This window comes from Bdellovibrio sp. MYbb2, from assembly GCF_056175685.1.
The window spans coordinates 1,686,734-1,701,871 of the sequence record NZ_JBJKJI010000001.1 but is presented as its reverse complement, the minus strand read 5'-3'; the positions used below and the strand labels follow the sequence as shown (position 1 = coordinate 1,701,871).

Annotated in this window: 16 protein-coding genes; 3 read left to right on the top strand and 13 right to left on the bottom strand. The window is 51.5% G+C overall.

What is annotated here, in order from left to right:
- Positions 1 to 20: 20 nt before the first annotated feature.
- Positions 21 to 500 carry a C40 family peptidase gene (locus AC04MQ_RS08220; protein WP_015091885.1) on the top strand — a complete coding sequence of 160 codons (480 nt, stop codon included), beginning with the start codon at positions 21 to 23 and terminating at the stop codon, positions 498 to 500.
- 2 nt (positions 501 to 502) lie between these two features.
- Here the strand turns inward: AC04MQ_RS08220 and AC04MQ_RS08215 are convergent, their stop codons facing one another.
- Positions 503 to 775: a GNAT family N-acetyltransferase gene (locus AC04MQ_RS08215; RefSeq protein WP_015091886.1), complete on the bottom strand. Its 273-nt coding sequence runs from the start codon at positions 773 to 775 to the stop codon at positions 503 to 505.
- 156 nt (positions 776 to 931) lie between these two features.
- Between AC04MQ_RS08215 and AC04MQ_RS08210 the strand changes: the two genes are divergently transcribed.
- Positions 932 to 1,465: a YceI family protein gene (locus AC04MQ_RS08210; RefSeq protein WP_475391813.1), complete on the top strand. Its 534-nt coding sequence runs from the start codon at positions 932 to 934 to the stop codon at positions 1,463 to 1,465.
- Between the two features lie 18 nt (positions 1,466 to 1,483).
- Here AC04MQ_RS08210 and AC04MQ_RS08205 read toward each other — a convergent pair whose 3' ends face one another.
- The 4 genes from AC04MQ_RS08205 to AC04MQ_RS08190 form a co-directional block, all read right to left on the bottom strand.
- On the bottom strand, positions 1,484 to 2,125 hold the full coding sequence (locus AC04MQ_RS08205) for a response regulator transcription factor (RefSeq protein ID WP_080602415.1): 642 nt from the start codon (positions 2,123 to 2,125) through the stop codon (positions 1,484 to 1,486).
- 34 nt (positions 2,126 to 2,159) lie between these two features.
- Positions 2,160 to 3,875: an ATP-binding protein gene (locus tag AC04MQ_RS08200; RefSeq protein WP_475391812.1), complete on the bottom strand. Its 1,716-nt coding sequence runs from the start codon at positions 3,873 to 3,875 to the stop codon at positions 2,160 to 2,162.
- Positions 3,876 to 3,938: 63 nt separating this feature from the next.
- On the bottom strand, positions 3,939 to 5,492 hold the full coding sequence (locus AC04MQ_RS08195; protein WP_475391811.1) for a Rossmann-fold NAD(P)-binding domain-containing protein: 1,554 nt from the start codon (positions 5,490 to 5,492) through the stop codon (positions 3,939 to 3,941).
- A gap of 128 nt (positions 5,493 to 5,620) precedes the next feature.
- Positions 5,621 to 6,718, bottom strand: a complete 1,098-nt coding sequence (locus AC04MQ_RS08190) for a 2-methylaconitate cis-trans isomerase PrpF family protein (RefSeq protein WP_015091891.1) — start codon at positions 6,716 to 6,718, stop codon at positions 5,621 to 5,623.
- 90 nt (positions 6,719 to 6,808) lie between these two features.
- Between AC04MQ_RS08190 and AC04MQ_RS08185 the strand changes: the two genes are divergently transcribed.
- Positions 6,809 to 7,579, top strand: a complete 771-nt coding sequence (locus tag AC04MQ_RS08185) for a protein-glutamine glutaminase family protein (protein WP_015091892.1) — start codon at positions 6,809 to 6,811, stop codon at positions 7,577 to 7,579.
- Here AC04MQ_RS08185 and mdtD read toward each other — a convergent pair.
- The 8 genes from mdtD to gloA form a co-directional block, all read right to left on the bottom strand.
- A complete protein-coding gene (gene mdtD / locus AC04MQ_RS08180) occupies positions 7,576 to 9,009 on the bottom strand; it encodes a multidrug transporter subunit MdtD (protein ID WP_015091893.1) in 1,434 nt (477 codons plus the stop codon). The two genes, AC04MQ_RS08185 and mdtD, sit on opposite strands and share 4 nt — an antisense overlap.
- A gap of 46 nt (positions 9,010 to 9,055) precedes the next feature.
- The gene (locus AC04MQ_RS08175; protein WP_015091894.1) at positions 9,056 to 10,720 is read right to left on the bottom strand and encodes an ATP-binding protein; all 1,665 of its coding nucleotides are present in this window, start codon (positions 10,718 to 10,720) and stop codon (positions 9,056 to 9,058) included.
- 123 nt (positions 10,721 to 10,843) lie between these two features.
- Positions 10,844 to 11,338 carry a Cys-tRNA(Pro) deacylase gene (gene ybaK / locus AC04MQ_RS08170; protein WP_015091895.1) on the bottom strand — a complete coding sequence of 165 codons (495 nt, stop codon included), beginning with the start codon at positions 11,336 to 11,338 and terminating at the stop codon, positions 10,844 to 10,846.
- A gap of 33 nt (positions 11,339 to 11,371) precedes the next feature.
- The gene (locus AC04MQ_RS08165) at positions 11,372 to 12,517 is read right to left on the bottom strand and encodes a CapA family protein (RefSeq protein ID WP_475391810.1); all 1,146 of its coding nucleotides are present in this window, start codon (positions 12,515 to 12,517) and stop codon (positions 11,372 to 11,374) included.
- Positions 12,518 to 12,602: 85 nt separating this feature from the next.
- Complete coding sequence (locus AC04MQ_RS08160; protein ID WP_475391809.1) at positions 12,603 to 13,271, bottom strand: AlkZ-related protein; 669 nt, start codon at positions 13,269 to 13,271, stop codon at positions 12,603 to 12,605.
- Between the two features lie 9 nt (positions 13,272 to 13,280).
- A complete protein-coding gene (locus tag AC04MQ_RS08155; protein WP_041577892.1) occupies positions 13,281 to 13,688 on the bottom strand; it encodes a hypothetical protein in 408 nt (135 codons plus the stop codon).
- 73 nt (positions 13,689 to 13,761) lie between these two features.
- Positions 13,762 to 14,514, bottom strand: a complete 753-nt coding sequence (gene mtgA, locus AC04MQ_RS08150) for a monofunctional biosynthetic peptidoglycan transglycosylase (protein ID WP_475391808.1) — start codon at positions 14,512 to 14,514, stop codon at positions 13,762 to 13,764.
- 4 nt (positions 14,515 to 14,518) lie between these two features.
- Positions 14,519 to 15,028 carry a lactoylglutathione lyase gene (gene gloA / locus AC04MQ_RS08145; RefSeq protein ID WP_475391807.1) on the bottom strand — a complete coding sequence of 170 codons (510 nt, stop codon included), beginning with the start codon at positions 15,026 to 15,028 and terminating at the stop codon, positions 14,519 to 14,521.
- Between the last annotated feature and the right edge of the window lie 110 nt (positions 15,029 to 15,138).

Below are 15,138 nucleotides of genomic sequence, written 5' to 3'. Positions count from 1 at the left end.
AGAGGACTATGCATGGGTCCATGAGAAAAAGCCTTCTGTTATCTTTGTTTGGCCTGTTGTTTTCTGCTCAAAGCTTCGCGGCAGTGTTGCATTTTTACAGCAACCCCCGCGTGCCACAGCCACTGTTCCACGTAACTCTGGAATACAAGTCTTATGTGTACGAAGCCGACACCCGTGAAGGCGGCCGCCGTGTGCCTGCCCACCACCTGCCTGCCGGCCACATTCGCGTCGAAATCCCGGATGAGCTGGTTAACGAACAGGCTTTGCTGGGGCAAATGGGACTGCCATTTGATTATAATTTCGTCTGGGACAACCAGAAGACGTATTGCTCCAAACTGGTGGGAATTGCCCTGAACATGAAGCCCCTGCCAATGAGCTTCGCCGGGACCCACTATGTGAAATATTATCCGGACTGGATTCATCGCAATGATCCCGGAATTTCTCCGGATCAGATTCTTGAATTCGGCCTTGAACACGGCCTTCAGATTTACCCTCAGTAGCTTTAAAGCAACATTCCCGACTCTTCGGGATGTTTGCTAAACCAGTGCGCCACATACGGACAGGTCGGGATGACTTTCACCCCTTCCTGTTTGGCAAAATCCAGAGCCGCTCGCACCAGCTTATCCCCCAGGTTCTGACCTCGCGCCGCTTCCGGCACCACAGTGGAATAAAGATCCAACGCATTGTTTCGGCCCCGGCGATACGAAAGAACACCTTCCCCGGCTCCGGGGATTGCCAGCACGAATTTGTCATTCAGTCTGTTTTCCACTTTCATATAGTCTCCTTATACGGACCATCTTATCTTGAAACAAGGTCCCAAGATAGTTCCATATTTGCAACAATCTATTGCAGATATGTCTCCTTACGCAACAATCCAGACCGTGGCAGGATGAATCCATAACGAACACTCATCCCCTTGAAGGAGGAACTTATGACAACTACCAAATGGAACATCGACCCTATGCACTCCAGCGCAAACTTCACGATCAAACACATGATGATTGCGAAAGTTCACGGCGGTTTCGAAAAACTGACCGGCAGCCTTTCTTTGGATTCATCCGACATTACCAGGTCTTCGATTGAAGCTGTGATCGATGCATCCAGCATCAACACCCGTGAAGCCCAGCGCGACACCCACTTGAAAAGTGCTGACTTCTTTGATGTTGAAAAATATCCGACCCTGAATTTCAAATCCACGAAAGTGGAAAAAGATGGCGACGACCTGAAGGTCACCGGAGACTTGACCATTCATGGCATCACCAAGGAAGTGGTTCTGGCCGTGGAAGGCCCGACTGCTGAAATGAAAGACCCGTATGGAAATATCAAAATCGGGATTTCTGCGACGACCAAAATCAAACGCAAAGACTTTGGCTTAAGCTGGAATGCGGCTTTGGAAGCCGGTGGCGTGCTGGTCGGTGACGACGTCAGCATCTCTTTGGATGTCCAGTTCACGAAACAGGTTTAATTAAAAACGGAAGGGCCTTTAAGCAAGATTGCGCTTCAGGGCCCAGACGCTGATTTCAACCGCGTTTGACAGATTCAGCTTTCTCATCACATTGGTTTTGTGAGTTTTGATGGTGTGTTCAGAACACTCCAGACATGCAGCCACTTCTTTGTTGGTTTTGCCTTGCGCGATCATGCGCACGACTTCCAGCTCACGCGGAGTCAGCACATTCGTCAGGCGTGGTTCTTCCATGACCTTTTCAAGAGCCGGGCAAAGATAGTGTTTGTCCTGGATCAGGGATTTCACCGCGTCCTCAAGAACATCCATGGCAGAAACTTTCGACAACAACACCTTCACACCCAGTCGCTGATACTGGGCAAGGGTTTCAGCATCTTCACACTGAGTGACCAGCATGAACTTCAGATCCGGACGTGCGGAAGATGCCATCGTCAGAAGCTCCAGACCGGACTGACCTGGCAGCATGTGATCAAGCACCACATAATTCACATCAAGACTTTTCAGATTTTGCATGGCGGAAGCCACAGTGGAAGCTTCACCCAGACACTGTATCTTTGCAGACAAAGAAGTCAGAGCCACACGCAGCCCATGACGGGTCACCGGATGGTCATCAACAATAAAAAACGATACAGGACTTTGAAGTGTGTTCTCTAGTGTGCTCATGCTTTACCAACTATTCTCTGCTCAGAGTAACAGGTCAACCAAATAACGGCAATTGTACACGGACCAGAGTCCCTTCTCCCTCTGAAGATTCTATGATGAGCACACCCCCCATTTGGGTGATAAAGTCTTTTGTAAAATGAAGACCGATGCGGAACCCCCCGCCAGTGGCCATTGACGCGGCTTTGGAACTGAACAGTTCATCAATCAATTCCTGCGACATCCCAAGTCCATAATCCTGAATATTCAGCTCGATGTGACGTTCAAGCTTTTGACCGGTCACACGCACCACACCTTCACGCGGACTAAAACGAATGGCATTTGAAAGAATATTGCGAACAACGGCCTCCAACACTTTGCCTGATCCCGAAAGATGGACTTCATGCTCAGGCAGATCTTTGTGCAGTTGAATATTCTTTTGCATAAGCTGCGGTGACAACTGCTCGATCGCAGCATTCACGCGGCCGTTGAAATCGATACTGCGCTGACTTTCATCTTCATGGCTCCAGGCCAGAACATCACGCAACAGATTCATGGATGACTTGTTCGCATCACGAACCTTTTGCAGGGACTCCACCGGGGTTTGATCCCCGCTTTGTTTCATCTGATTGATGACTCCGGAAAGCAGCAGCTGCACGCCGGAAAGCGAACCCGTCAGGTCGTGGGACAGCACGGTCTGCACCTTGCGGCTGAAGCGGGTCATCTGCAGAATCTGGGCATTCAGCTCGCGCAGAGTGCGGTTGCTTTCCTCCAGATCCGTCACATCCATCAACACATAGATCTTAGCGGTTTCAGGCCCCTTGGTCATGTGCACCGTGTGTTCGACAATTCGGAAGGATCGGCTGGCATACTCAAAGGATTCTTCACCCGCAATAATTTCGCGTATCACGGGAATCTGGGAGGCTCTTTGCCCAAAGTCGGTCGCTCCCAGATCCAGCACCTTTTTCGCGGCCTGATTGCAGTCCCAGAACTCGCCGTGGGTGTTCAGCACGATGATCGGATTAGGCAGGTGATCAAACACACTTCTTTGCGCCAGGGTGCTGATTTCCAGAAGATCCCCGCGAACCGCGGCATAGTTCAATGCCAGCATCGAAGGCCAGATCCCGGCGACGGTCAATTGGGTAAATTGCGGCTGAAGTTTAAAAACGGTCTGCCCCAGAACTTCGGCCCCCACTGGAATCACACTTGCCAGAAACATGTAAAACGCATGCCAGCGGCGCGGGCCTTTCTTGGTGGCCAGCACCCAGAAATAAATCAGGTACAGAACCAGAATCCAGAAGAACGAGTACATCAAATTGGTTTTTTGCAGCGGACTGCGGTCAAAGATAGGAAGACCTTCAAATCCCTCGACCAAGCGGAAGTTAAAGAAGATCCAGTCTTTCGCAAAAGGAAAACCCAGCATCGAGATAAGATTCGCCGCGATCACGACTGAAGGAAGCACATACAGAATCCACTGCCAGCGCCTGATTTTTTCCCACACATTCGGAAGGAAGATGGCGGTTCCCACCAGCACCCAGGTCACACACAAGGGTGGCAGAACCAGCTGGCGCAAATGAGTCATGAAAATTTTAACGGCCATGTCATCAATCACCAGAACGGTGATGATTGAAAAGGACCAGACAGCATAGGTTATCTGAATGCTCAGAATCATCCGATGCAGCAGCTGTCGGCGATACGGCCACAGATAGCAACTTAAGACCGTACAAACCGAAAACGTCAGCATCAATGATAGGAACACCAGAAGAAATACCATTGTTTAAAATTCTAACCATGGTATCAAGGCTGCGCAAATTCATTGAAAGCTGACGCTAAGGGCCTAATGAACCCCGCGGCGGGCTTGAAGTTCCTTGATGATTTCTTGAGACGTCTTGGTCTCGGGCCGTTCCGTGCGAACACCCCGCTGGCTTTCCAGAGGTTTGACACCAATCAGTTGCGAGATGAACTGCGAAGTTCTTGCAACCGTGTTGAAAATCGCCACCGGATTCTTATTCGGAGAACCCGCCAATTCTGTGTCTTTAGCCAAATTACCTGCCGCAGATCCCACGGCATAAATCGGCAATTTCTCCCCGCTGGCATCCGCATACTGACGGGCCACAACGGTCTCTGACAGATTCAGCTCTTTCAGAGGGCCCATAACATCCACCAGCTCGGGACTTTTAGCCACATTAGAAAGCAGCTGACCATTCAGATTGGTATAACCTGTGGAATCAATAATCATGTCGCCTTCAGCCTGACTGACGATGTTGTTCTTCGCATCACGTGCAGTCACCAAATAGCGACCATTCCCAAGACGCTCGACCTTTTCCACATGACCCGGCAAACCCGTAACACGATTCTTCTGGTATTGCGGCACGATCATATCAACATAGCGATCCCAGCCGCTTTGGCTTTGAATGTATTCTTCCGCTGTGCGGAAGGTGTTGCCGATCCATTGAATCTTGAAATCTTCTTGAGTTTTAACATGCGGATTCAAGAGCCCCTCGATGGCGATACGGGATCCATCACCGTTTCCAATGATGATCAAATCACGTGGCATGTGCACGCCCAACTGCTGCAAACGGCTTTCACGCAACGACACCAGGAAGGCGTCGGTGCTCATGATCGGGCGCAAGACAGTGGGTTCGGCCTGATGAAGCTTTTGGAATTCCGCAAAGGCTTCCTGGTAAGAGGCGTCTTTGACTTTGGTTCCCACTTCGCCAAGGCCTGTGCCCAGAATCACATTCTTAGCGCGCAAAGTAACACCCTGATCGGTCACCACTTCAATCTGCAGCTTGCCATCCACCATCACTTTGTTCACGGCAACAACGGTGGTTTCAAGCATCACAGGAACTTTTGAAACATACTGCTGACTTTGGATATGAGTCGCAAGCTGGGTTGAATGTGCATACATCTGCGACGTCAGGTGCGACAGACTGCCCACCCCACCCGGGAATTCATGCATGGACAGACGGTGAGCTTCAATACTGTTGATATAGAAATCTTTTTCCGCAAAAGTCTTGGCCACCAGATCTGTTTTTTCAACCACCAGGGATTTCAGATTGGTTTTTCCCAGCACCAACGAAGCCGCGGCACACTGCGGACCCGCTCCCAGACACAGAACATCCAGCTCAATGGTTTTGCCTTTGTTTTCTTTTTTAAGTGCCGTCGACTGACGGGTCATTTCCTGCATCAGGAATTCAGACACCTTCAGACTTTCCTGCTGCTCTTTTGCAATACGTTTTAATGTCGCAGGATCCTGCGGGAAGGGCTTACCACCACTTTCTTTCCAAACACTGGGAGCAAAGACAGATTCACAGGTCGGCGCGGCCTGAACAGCGGGCACCACCAGCATCAGCGAAATCAGCAGGGATAATAAACGTGTCTTGCTCACAGGGACCTCAAAAGCCAAAGGGCAAAATCGCCCGAAGCCCTTAAAGCAACCGCTATGCCACCATATTCCCCCGCTGAAATCGTCCAGAAGACATTCAGCTGTTCAAAATTTTTACATCAAGCCCGTTTTCAGCCGAAGATACGGCCCGCAAACAAAAGTCTCGCAGTTCTGAAAAAGCTGCCACTGACCGCCGTCCACTGCCCCTTTTCCTGAGTGACGTCAGCGTTCAAGGTCAAAACCCCTGACGGCATTCCAATCTGCACTTCATTTGAAATACCACTGGCAAGTTCGCTGACCACTGTTCCTGGAATCTTGGCGGCCACGGCGGCACACAACGACACCGTCAACGGCAAAGCCTTGTGCGGCTGCCCGCTGGCGATCACGCGCATGGAAAAATTCATCCCGTCTGATGACGGCGCACTGACCAGGGCGATGTACGGAACGGCGATCGAGTTTTTGGCAGCTTCCAGATCCGGAGCTATCCCCATTTTCACGGAGCCCAGTCGGCGAACCAGATCCAGTTTTTTTAGCAGTTCCACTGAGGCTTCCAATTGCGCCGGCGTTTCAGCTCCGGTCAGTCCCAGATCTTTCGCCCGTACAAACACACAAGGGTTCGCAGCATCCAGCAACGTGACTTCCATGGACTCGGATTCAGAAACTTTCAAAGTTTCGCGAACCTGCCCGGTGGGCAGAAGCTTGCCGGTCACCGCACCGCCGGGCTGCTGGAACTCAAGCCGCACTGGGGCTGCGGTGCCGCTGACTCCGGGAATGGCAAAGTCACCCGCGAACACGGGTTCGCCATTTTCCACCGGGAAATAGGAATGAATGATTTTCGAGGTGTTGGTATTAAAAATGCGCACACACGCTTCATTGCCCGAGGGTTTCACCCACCCAGCCATCACCGCAAAGGGACCCACGGCGGAACTGACGTTGCCGCAGTTGCCTTTGTAATCGACCTTGGCTTCCGTCACCGACACTTGGGCAAAGGTGTAATCCACATCCGCATCTTCGCGTGCCGAGGGCGACAGCACGCTGACTTTGGAAAGTGACGAAATGCCTCCGCCCATGCCATCCAGCTGACGACCATGACTGTCCGGGCTTCCCAGGCAGGACAGAAAAATCTCATTCCAGAGCGCCGGATCCGAAGGCAAATCGTCTTTCTTGAACACCACCACACGACTGGTGCCGCCTCTCATGTAAACTGCCGGGAAAGATCGCTGTGCCATTCATTCGCTCCTTGGAAATACCGTGAAAACCCCGACCATCATCCAGTGAACTGACTTATGCCTGAAGGGTGTCCTGCCGAAAAGACTCCCATGGGTAAGATCATTTTGCCACTTCTTTTGCTGTTCTGTCAGGCGGGCTTTGCTGCCGATGATCTGTCGTCCTTTGCGACAAACCTGGACACCACCTTGCGCTATCTGAACAACCGCGAAAGTGTGCCGTGCAAAACCGAAAAGCCCACTGAAGCCAAAGTGGCCACCGCCACCCTTCAGGGCGACAAGGCCACCGTGATGAGCGAAGCCGATGCTCAGAAACTATTCAGCGAACTTAAATCCCAAGGGGACATCCCTTTTGAATTTTCCATCGCCGGATGTGAAGAGCGTGCCCATGAAATGTCACGCTTGATGCTGCTAAAGGGTATCACACCGCTGAAAGTCTTTGCGTCAGTAAACGAAGATGAATCCCCGCGCCTGCGCCGCCCGAATCCCACCAAAAATGGGATGACCGTCGACTGGAAATACCATGTGGCCCCGGTGGTGCTGGTGAAAAGAGGATCGGAACTGGTTCCGTATGTGATGGACCCGTCCCTAGAGAAAAAAGCCGTCCCGGTTACGGAGTGGCAGGCCACCATGACCCGTCACAACCCGAAAATGAAAGTGAACCTGAAGTTCACACCAGCGGCGACTTACAATGACGCAGGCACGATCCGGGTGAATTTTAAAGACAATGATTTCAACAAATCTGTGCAGGGCACCTTGAAAGAATACAAAGTGCGCAGCAAGGAAGTCGATGGCGAAGACAACCTGTGGTTTGAACTTATGCGCAACGAAGAGCGCATGATGATGATCGACGAAGGTTACTAATGCAGTGACGGTTCGCTTTGCGGGATGGGCTCTTTCTTGCGCTCACCGACCGGCACCTGCCAGAAGATCGCCGCCGAACTGCACGTGATCACCCCCATACAAATGAAGGTCCACTGGAACGTGCGTAAGGCGCCGTGATTTACTGAACCAAACTGATCCGAAAACCCGGTCAGCATCGCTCCGGCCGCCGCGACGGCCAGACTCATCGCCAGCATCTGCATCATCGAATAAAGACTGTTGCCACTGCTGGCGTATTCACTGCCCAGATCTTTCAGGGTCAGTGTGTTCATCGCCGTGAACTGCAATGAATTCACCCAGCCAAAGAAGAACAACTGCACCAGACGAAGCCACATGGGCTGGGATTCCGACATCAGTGCAAAACTTGCCATGGTCAAACCCACCAGCAAGGTGTTACCAACCAGCATGTTGCGATAACCGGTGCGCGTGATTAAAGGCGTGGCAAAACGTTTGGCCATAATGCCCGCCACCGCCATTGGGATCATCATCATCCCCGCGTAGGAAGGCGAATAACCCAGGCCCACCTGCAACAGCAGAGGCAGCAAAAACGGCATCGCCCCGCTGCCGATCCGGGCAAATAAATTCCCCAACAGACCGATGTTGTAAGTTCCGATTTTAAAAAGATTCAAAGAAAACAACGGAGCTTCTGTGCGCCCGGCATGCAGCCAGTACGCCGCAAGACTTGCCAGACCGAACACCAGCAGAATCATCACCAATCCGGGGCGAAGCCCCAGTTCAGCCAAACCCTCCATCCCGAAAGAAATGGAAACCATACTGAAAGCCAAAAGCACATAACCTGAAATATCAAAGCGCGATGCCTTGGCACCGCGAATATCCGGCATCAGCTTATAGGTTGCCCAACAACCCACAAGCCCCACCGGGATATTGATCAGAAATATCCAGTGCCATGAAGCATACTCCACCAACCACCCGCCAAGCGTGGGACCGATCAAAGGCCCAATCAGGCCGGGAATGGTGACAAAACTGATGGCTTGCAAAAACTTATCCGCCGGGAACGCACGAAGCACCGCCAGACGTCCTACCGGAAGCAGCAACGCCCCACCCGCCCCTTGCAGCACGCGTGAAATCACCAGTTGCGGTAACGTTTGAGAAAACGCACAACACAAAGATCCCAAGGTGAAAACCAGGATCGCGCCCAGATAAACCTTCTTGGTTCCAAAGCGGTCGGTGATCCATCCCGATGAGGGAATCAACAATGCAATTGTCAGGGAGTAAGCAATCACCACGGATTGCATGTAAAGGGGGCTTTCCCCCAGACTCTTCGCCATCCCCGGCAGTGCGGTGTTAACGATGGTGGAATCCAGGGTCTCCATGAAGAAACCAATGGCGACCAGCCACAGTAAAAGATTTTGGGATCGTTCGTCTGAATTCGCTGAAGCAGCAGAGGCCATAAAAACTCGATTTCTATGATTCCCCTGATCTTACAGCAAGTGCGTGTCAGCCACAATCACTGCGCGAATGCGTATAGTTCGCACTGTTAAGTTCCACCAGACTGCGAATCAACTGAGGCACGGCAAAAGGTTTCCCCATAAAAGAGTCAAACCCTTCGCCCAAGGCCTTGGTTTCGCTGCCTTTATCCACAAACGCCGTCAGGGCAATCATAGGAACCTGTCGGGAAAAGCGTGTTTCCCCGGCGCGTATCCGATGCGCGAAGGAAAACCCATCTTCACCGGGCATACTCAGATCACACACAATCAGATCGAACACTCCTTGAGACAGCAGGGCTTCCTCGACCGAATCTGCCGCCACAACATCTGCGCCGTTGATTCTTAAGACCGTTTCCATCACCTGAAGTGAGTCTTTATCATCATCCACCACCAGAATATGAGCCCCTTGCAAAGGTTTGGTGTTGCGCGATGGCGCCATCGTGGCCGCCTCATTGACGATTTCACCCTGCTTGTTCCAGGCGGGAATTGAAAATGAGAACTCCGAGCCTTTGCCTGTGCCCTCACTGCGCGCGATGATCGTGCCTTGATGCGCTTCCACCAAGTGTCGGGAAATTGAAAGCCCTAAACCCAAACCGCCAAATTTTCGCGTGGTCGAACCATCGGCCTGACGGAATCTTTCAAAAGCCTGGGGAATGAAGTCTGCATCCATCCCCACGCCTTCATCTTTCACCGACACGGAAAAGCTTGGCCCCTGACGAATCACGGCCACTTCAATGCGGCTTTTGGCGTGTGAAAATTTGATGGCATTGATCAGCAGATTATTGACGATTTGCTTCAGACGCTCGACATCCCCTTGAATCATGGCGGTCGCAACACCTTTGACGATCTCGATATGGATGTCCTTTTTTTCGGCCATCAGCCGAACGGCATCCACGGCCTGATTTACCACATCAACCAGATCGACCGGATGTTTTTCCATATGAAAACGTCCCAGCAGAATGCGGGATGAATCCAGCAGGTCCTCGATAATGCGGGTCTGATTGCGCGCATTGCGTTCGATGGTTTCAAGACCCAGTCGCGCATCCTTGTCCCCGGGACTTGCCTCCAGCAGAATTTCGGCCCAGCCCATAATGGAATTCAAAGGTGTGCGCAGTTCGTGGGACACGGTCATCAGGAACTCATCTTTGGAACGATTGGCTTCTTTCAGTTCTTCGATGCGTTTTTGCAGATCATTATAGTTGTTCAGATTCTCGATACTGACCGAAACCGAATCTGCCAAAGCTCGCAGCAGTTCGCGCTGCTCGTCGGTGGGAACTCTTTGGTCTTTCCAGTAGGTGCCGATAGCCCCGATGGGGGCTTCCCGTCGAATGGGGGTCATCATCATGCTTTTAACAAAGGTCGGACGATAGGCGTCCCAGGGAACGCGTTCGTCGCGATAGATGTCTTCGATGATCACCGTTTCTTTGTGCAGCATGGCCCAGCCAGAAACGCAGGATTCCAGCGGAAAGCGCTGCCCCTTCCACAAGGGACTGATGGCGTCCTCATCGGCATAGAAACAGAAATCCCCGTCTTTTAAAACAAACGTGGCTCCGTCTGCATCGGCAATCACCCGAGCCGCGGTCCGCACCAGCTTTGTGATTTCATCCAAAGACCGGGTCGCAGACAAGTTCTGAATCACTTCCACAAGCTTTCTTACACCGCCCTCATAGGACATGAAACCTCCGAACAAGCGCTGGTTTCAGCCTATGTGGGTTCAAAAAATTGTCCATCAAAGACAATCTTGAGAATCTTGAAGATGTAAACAAACAAGAAAACAGCTATTCAAAGGCCATTGTAATCAAGAAGCTTTAACACCAACCTGCACCAACGTGGGCTGCAAAAGCCGTTGCACTTCCTGGGGCTTCATTGAAACCAGGAATCCGCGCTTGCCCCCGTTGATGAATATCAGATCCAGATCCAGAATGGTTTTTTCCATATACACCGGCATCTCGCGCTTGGTTCCAAAAGGCGACGTGCCACCCACCTGATAACCCGAATGGCGGTCCGCCACTTCCGGCTTGCAAGGTGAAATCGTTTTCACACCCAGTTCGCGCGCCAGTTGTTTGGTGGAAACCTGCAGATCCCCATGCATCAGAACCACAAGGGGTTCTTTCTTTTCATTTTCCATAATCAGGGTTTTGATCACATGATGCTCGGGCACACCGAGCTCTTTTGAAGAGTGAGACGTTCCGCCTTTTTCTTCATAGGGAAAAAGATGTCCGGTGTACTGCACGTCATGCTTCTGCAGTTCACGAATGGCCAGAGTCACGGGGAATTTGTCTTTGTCGCTCATGGATTTAAGTGTAACCCCGAAGGACGGTGCAAATCATTCACTTTTCGTGCACAGATGAGTCATCAGGTCCCCGGCAACATCCAAGCGACGCTCTTGACCGTACATACTTGCAACGTGATCAAAAACCGCCTGATTTTTCGTGACCGGATAAATCTCGGTACCCTCGCGATATGTCGGTGTATAAGAAGCACCAAAGATCTTCACCCGCCCCCCGGTTCGGGCCAGCCCCAGATAAACCACCAACCCGGTTTTGCGAGCCAGGCCTGCCTGGCCTGCCACAAAGTTCCCCAGTGAATATGCCACCAAAGTTTCACGCCCGTCTTTGGTGACATATTTTTCCCACGGCTGCAGCACGTGGGGATGCGAACCAATGATCGCTGTCACCCCAGCGTCAAGATAACGTCGCGCAAAGGCTTTCTGACGTGAATCCGGAAAATGCTTGTATTCCTGCCCCCAGTGCGGCAGCAAAATCAGCGCATCAACACTGGAATCCGCGGTGATGCTTTTAATCAGATCAACCATCTTGTCCGGATTCTTATAACAGAACAGCACCTGATCTTTGCTGTCGTTGTGACCGTTGCTCATTTCTGTACAGCCCAAAAAGGCCACGCGGAAGCCTTCGATAGAAACAATCTGATGAAAAGCTCCGCTGCGTTCTGATGACATGCGAATTCCCACCGTGGGAATTCCGACATTGCGTGCGGCCCGGATGGTTTTATCAATTCCCAGCCAACTGCGGTCCAGCGAATGATTATTGGCCACCGTCAAAAGATCGTAACCCGAACGATACAGATCCGACAAAATGCGCGGATGATAGTTAAAGGAAAAATTAGACCCCGAATACACGACCTCGTCATAGATGAAACCAACGTCCCCGTGATCCTTGCCCCGCTTGTCGACCCCCAGGGCCGCAGGGCCTTCCAGATTCCCGACTGAAAAATGGGCTTTCATCATCAAGGGGTCCGTGCGCCGCCAGATCTGATTGAAATGCTGAGTGCCGTTGACGACCGCCCGGTACAAGGCTTCATGCACCAGAATGTCGCCCACAAAGGACAGACCTATGCGGTCCTGCCCTTGCTGACACTCGGTTTGAAACCTGACTTGCGGGGCCGCCAGCGCGCCTGAGGTGTGAATGAAAAGAACCGAAATCAAAAGAAGAATGAAGTGATGTCTTTGCATGACATCACTTTTTACTGATTTTAAAACGGAGGCAAAAGAGCGCTGCGGGTTCTGAAGAAATACAGCGCTGACAACAGGCAGGAAACTAAAGCTGAGAGCTGCTTTTCACCATCTTCTGCGCGTATTTAAAAAACGGATTGTCAGAGCCCAGCTTGTTTTCCAAAAAAGCTTCCGCCTTGTCTGGATTGATGCTTTGGGATTGCAGCCACAGGTCTTCAAACAGATTTTGGGCCGCGGCCATATTCAACGACGGGAAGCTGGAATCCTGCACTTCTCCATAACCCACCACAAACAGATAGTTCCACAGGGGCTTCATCGCCCGATTGTAATGGCTTTCCATCAATTTGCCCTGCCAGCCCAGGTTTTCCTTGATCACCTTGGTTGATTGCGGGGAATCCAGTAAAAAACTGTCCAGAGCTTCCTGACTGGAACGCGGCAACTGAATGCGCCCCTGTGAGCTTCCCAGATACGCCAGCATATTCAGATAAACTTCTTTCGAGAAAAAAGTCGCGCGGTTGCGGAACCACTTGGCATAGATGACTTCTTCACTGCGCGAAAGCTCTTCACGCAAAACCCACATTTCCGCCACGCGGTTGTCACCATCCTGGTCCCATTCCCAGCGCATTTTCGTGCGCGGGTAAAGTTCGGACCACAGACTGGCGGGCTCTTTGCGGTTTTCCAGCGGATACACCAACAGGCATCCGCGTTCGTTGATTGCCTTTATCATCTGGGCTTTTTGCTTGGTTGAACTCATGGGGAAATTCTAGTCTGCCAAAGCGTCCGGCGCAACCCTGGCTTCGAAGGCCGGGGCCCCCGCCTCCAGCCACGCTTTCAGCAGTTCATACTGACGCACGGTCAGCATGCCCCCCAAAGGCATGCGCTTTTCGACGATGGCGGCCTGATAAATTCTGGCGGCATTGAAGCTGGCCTCTGCATAGGAATCCAAAGCAACGCCCCCGCGGGTGACTCCAAACAGATGACTGTGACAGCGATAACAGCTGACAGAGAAAACCTCGGCATCCACATTCGGGTAGTGCAGCTCTTGCGGGTCCACGGGCTTTTGCGGATTGGTGTCCGGATCCTTCGAACTGTCCCCGCCGGAAGAGATCGCTCCGCAGGCAACCAGTCCCAGTGTCAGCAGCAAAAGCACATACCGGACAAGATGGTGCATAAATCCCCTTCTGACTTAGTCAAAGTCTTGGGGATTTTACTGATGAAGGCAATCTGTCCTTCGACGCTGGATTTTAGTTGGCGGATTCGTCTTCTTCGCTGTCAAACTTCAGATCCAGGAAGTCCAGCACAGAAGCATCGGCCGCTTTGGGAATGGCCGGAGCCACACGATTCAAAATGCGGCGCTGACGGCCGACAACATAGTTGGAAGGGCGATCAATACGGAAGCGGCGGGGATTTGGCAACACCGCCGCAATCAAAGACGCCTGATACGGATTGATGTTGCGGGCACTGCGCTTGAAGTATTTCTGTGAAGCTGCTTCGACTCCGTAAACTCCGGGGCCCAGCTCGATCACATTCAGATAAACTTCCATGATGCGTTCTTTGGGCCAGGTGAATTCAATCAGAATGGTAAAGTAAGCTTCAAGACCTTTGCGAACCCAGTCACGCTGAGGCCACAAAAACACATTCTTGGCCGTCTGCTGAGTGATGGTGCTGGCACCTTTTTTACGCTTGTGGGTTTTGTTGTACTTCATCGCCTTTTCAATGGCGTCAAAGTCAAAACCGTTATGTTCAAAGAAGCGATAGTCCTCGGCCTTCAGCACAGCCTTTTGAACAGAGGGCGAAATCTCTTCCAGCGGAACCCAGTCCTTGTGAATGCCGACAAACTCTTCACCCCACACCGAACTGACCGAACGAATCACCATCAGTGGCGTCAACGGCACCGGAACGAAGCGATACAGCAAAACGAATCCCAGAGTGCTCACCAAAAAAAGCAGCACTGCTTTCAAGATCCATTTTCTAAGAGTTTGCCAACGATTGCGCATGTTTTTACAGAAGACCTGGTTGAACCACCTCAATCCAATATTGATCCGGATCTTTGACAAAAGCGATGTTTTTCATACCGCCCTCGCCCAGACGTTTTTGGAAGTTCACACCCAGGGATTCAAAACGGGCACAGGCCTGCTGAATGTCCGGGACTGAAATACAGATATGACCAAAACCGCGAGGCTCGGTGTTGCCGTTATGGTACGGCGTGGTTTCCTGCTCTTCGGTGCCCCAGTTGTGGGTCAGTTCAAGGACTGCTTCCCGACCAAAGGCATAACGGGCATTGGCTTCATTATCGGTGGGAACTTTGGTGCCTTCCGGAACATATGCCAGGAAGAACAAGGAAAACTTCCACTCTGCAAAATCAAGCTTTCGTACCAGTGTCATCCCTAAAACGCGGGTATAGAAATCCAACGAAGCTTTAGGGTCTTTGATCCTAAGCATGGTGTGGTTGAAAACGTATTGCTGTGTTTCTTTGTCGGGGCTTGCGCACACCCCAGGGATGTTTGACATGGAATTCTCCTAACCGTGGTCTATTCATAACACGCTTTTGACAACAGTTCAAAAAGGCATTTGGTAGAGGGTAAATAGGTATAGATTGTTTCCCCTCTGGAACATCGTTA

Excerpts from the sequence above, each read along its gene's own strand:
- AC04MQ_RS08220 (WP_015091885.1), top strand. The coding sequence starts at position 21 with ATGAGAAAAAGCCTTCTGTTATCTTTGTTTGGCCTGTTGTTTTCTGCT.
- AC04MQ_RS08215 (WP_015091886.1), bottom strand. The coding sequence starts at position 775 with ATGAAAGTGGAAAACAGACTGAATGACAAATTCGTGCTGGCAATCCCC.
- AC04MQ_RS08210 (WP_475391813.1), top strand. The coding sequence starts at position 932 with ATGACAACTACCAAATGGAACATCGACCCTATGCACTCCAGCGCAAAC.
- AC04MQ_RS08205 (WP_080602415.1), bottom strand. The coding sequence starts at position 2,125 with ATGAGCACACTAGAGAACACACTTCAAAGTCCTGTATCGTTTTTTATT.
- AC04MQ_RS08200 (WP_475391812.1), bottom strand. The coding sequence starts at position 3,875 with ATGGTATTTCTTCTGGTGTTCCTATCATTGATGCTGACGTTTTCGGTT.
- AC04MQ_RS08190 (WP_015091891.1), bottom strand. The coding sequence starts at position 6,718 with ATGGCACAGCGATCTTTCCCGGCAGTTTACATGAGAGGCGGCACCAGT.
- AC04MQ_RS08185 (WP_015091892.1), top strand. The coding sequence starts at position 6,809 with ATGGGTAAGATCATTTTGCCACTTCTTTTGCTGTTCTGTCAGGCGGGC.
- mdtD (WP_015091893.1), bottom strand. The coding sequence starts at position 9,009 with ATGGCCTCTGCTGCTTCAGCGAATTCAGACGAACGATCCCAAAATCTT.
- AC04MQ_RS08175 (WP_015091894.1), bottom strand. The coding sequence starts at position 10,720 with ATGTCCTATGAGGGCGGTGTAAGAAAGCTTGTGGAAGTGATTCAGAAC.
- ybaK (WP_015091895.1), bottom strand. The coding sequence starts at position 11,338 with ATGAGCGACAAAGACAAATTCCCCGTGACTCTGGCCATTCGTGAACTG.
- AC04MQ_RS08165 (WP_475391810.1), bottom strand. The coding sequence starts at position 12,517 with ATGCAAAGACATCACTTCATTCTTCTTTTGATTTCGGTTCTTTTCATT.
- AC04MQ_RS08160 (WP_475391809.1), bottom strand. The coding sequence starts at position 13,271 with ATGAGTTCAACCAAGCAAAAAGCCCAGATGATAAAGGCAATCAACGAA.
- AC04MQ_RS08155 (WP_041577892.1), bottom strand. The coding sequence starts at position 13,688 with ATGCACCATCTTGTCCGGTATGTGCTTTTGCTGCTGACACTGGGACTG.
- mtgA (WP_475391808.1), bottom strand. The coding sequence starts at position 14,514 with ATGCGCAATCGTTGGCAAACTCTTAGAAAATGGATCTTGAAAGCAGTG.
- gloA (WP_475391807.1), bottom strand. The coding sequence starts at position 15,028 with ATGTCAAACATCCCTGGGGTGTGCGCAAGCCCCGACAAAGAAACACAG.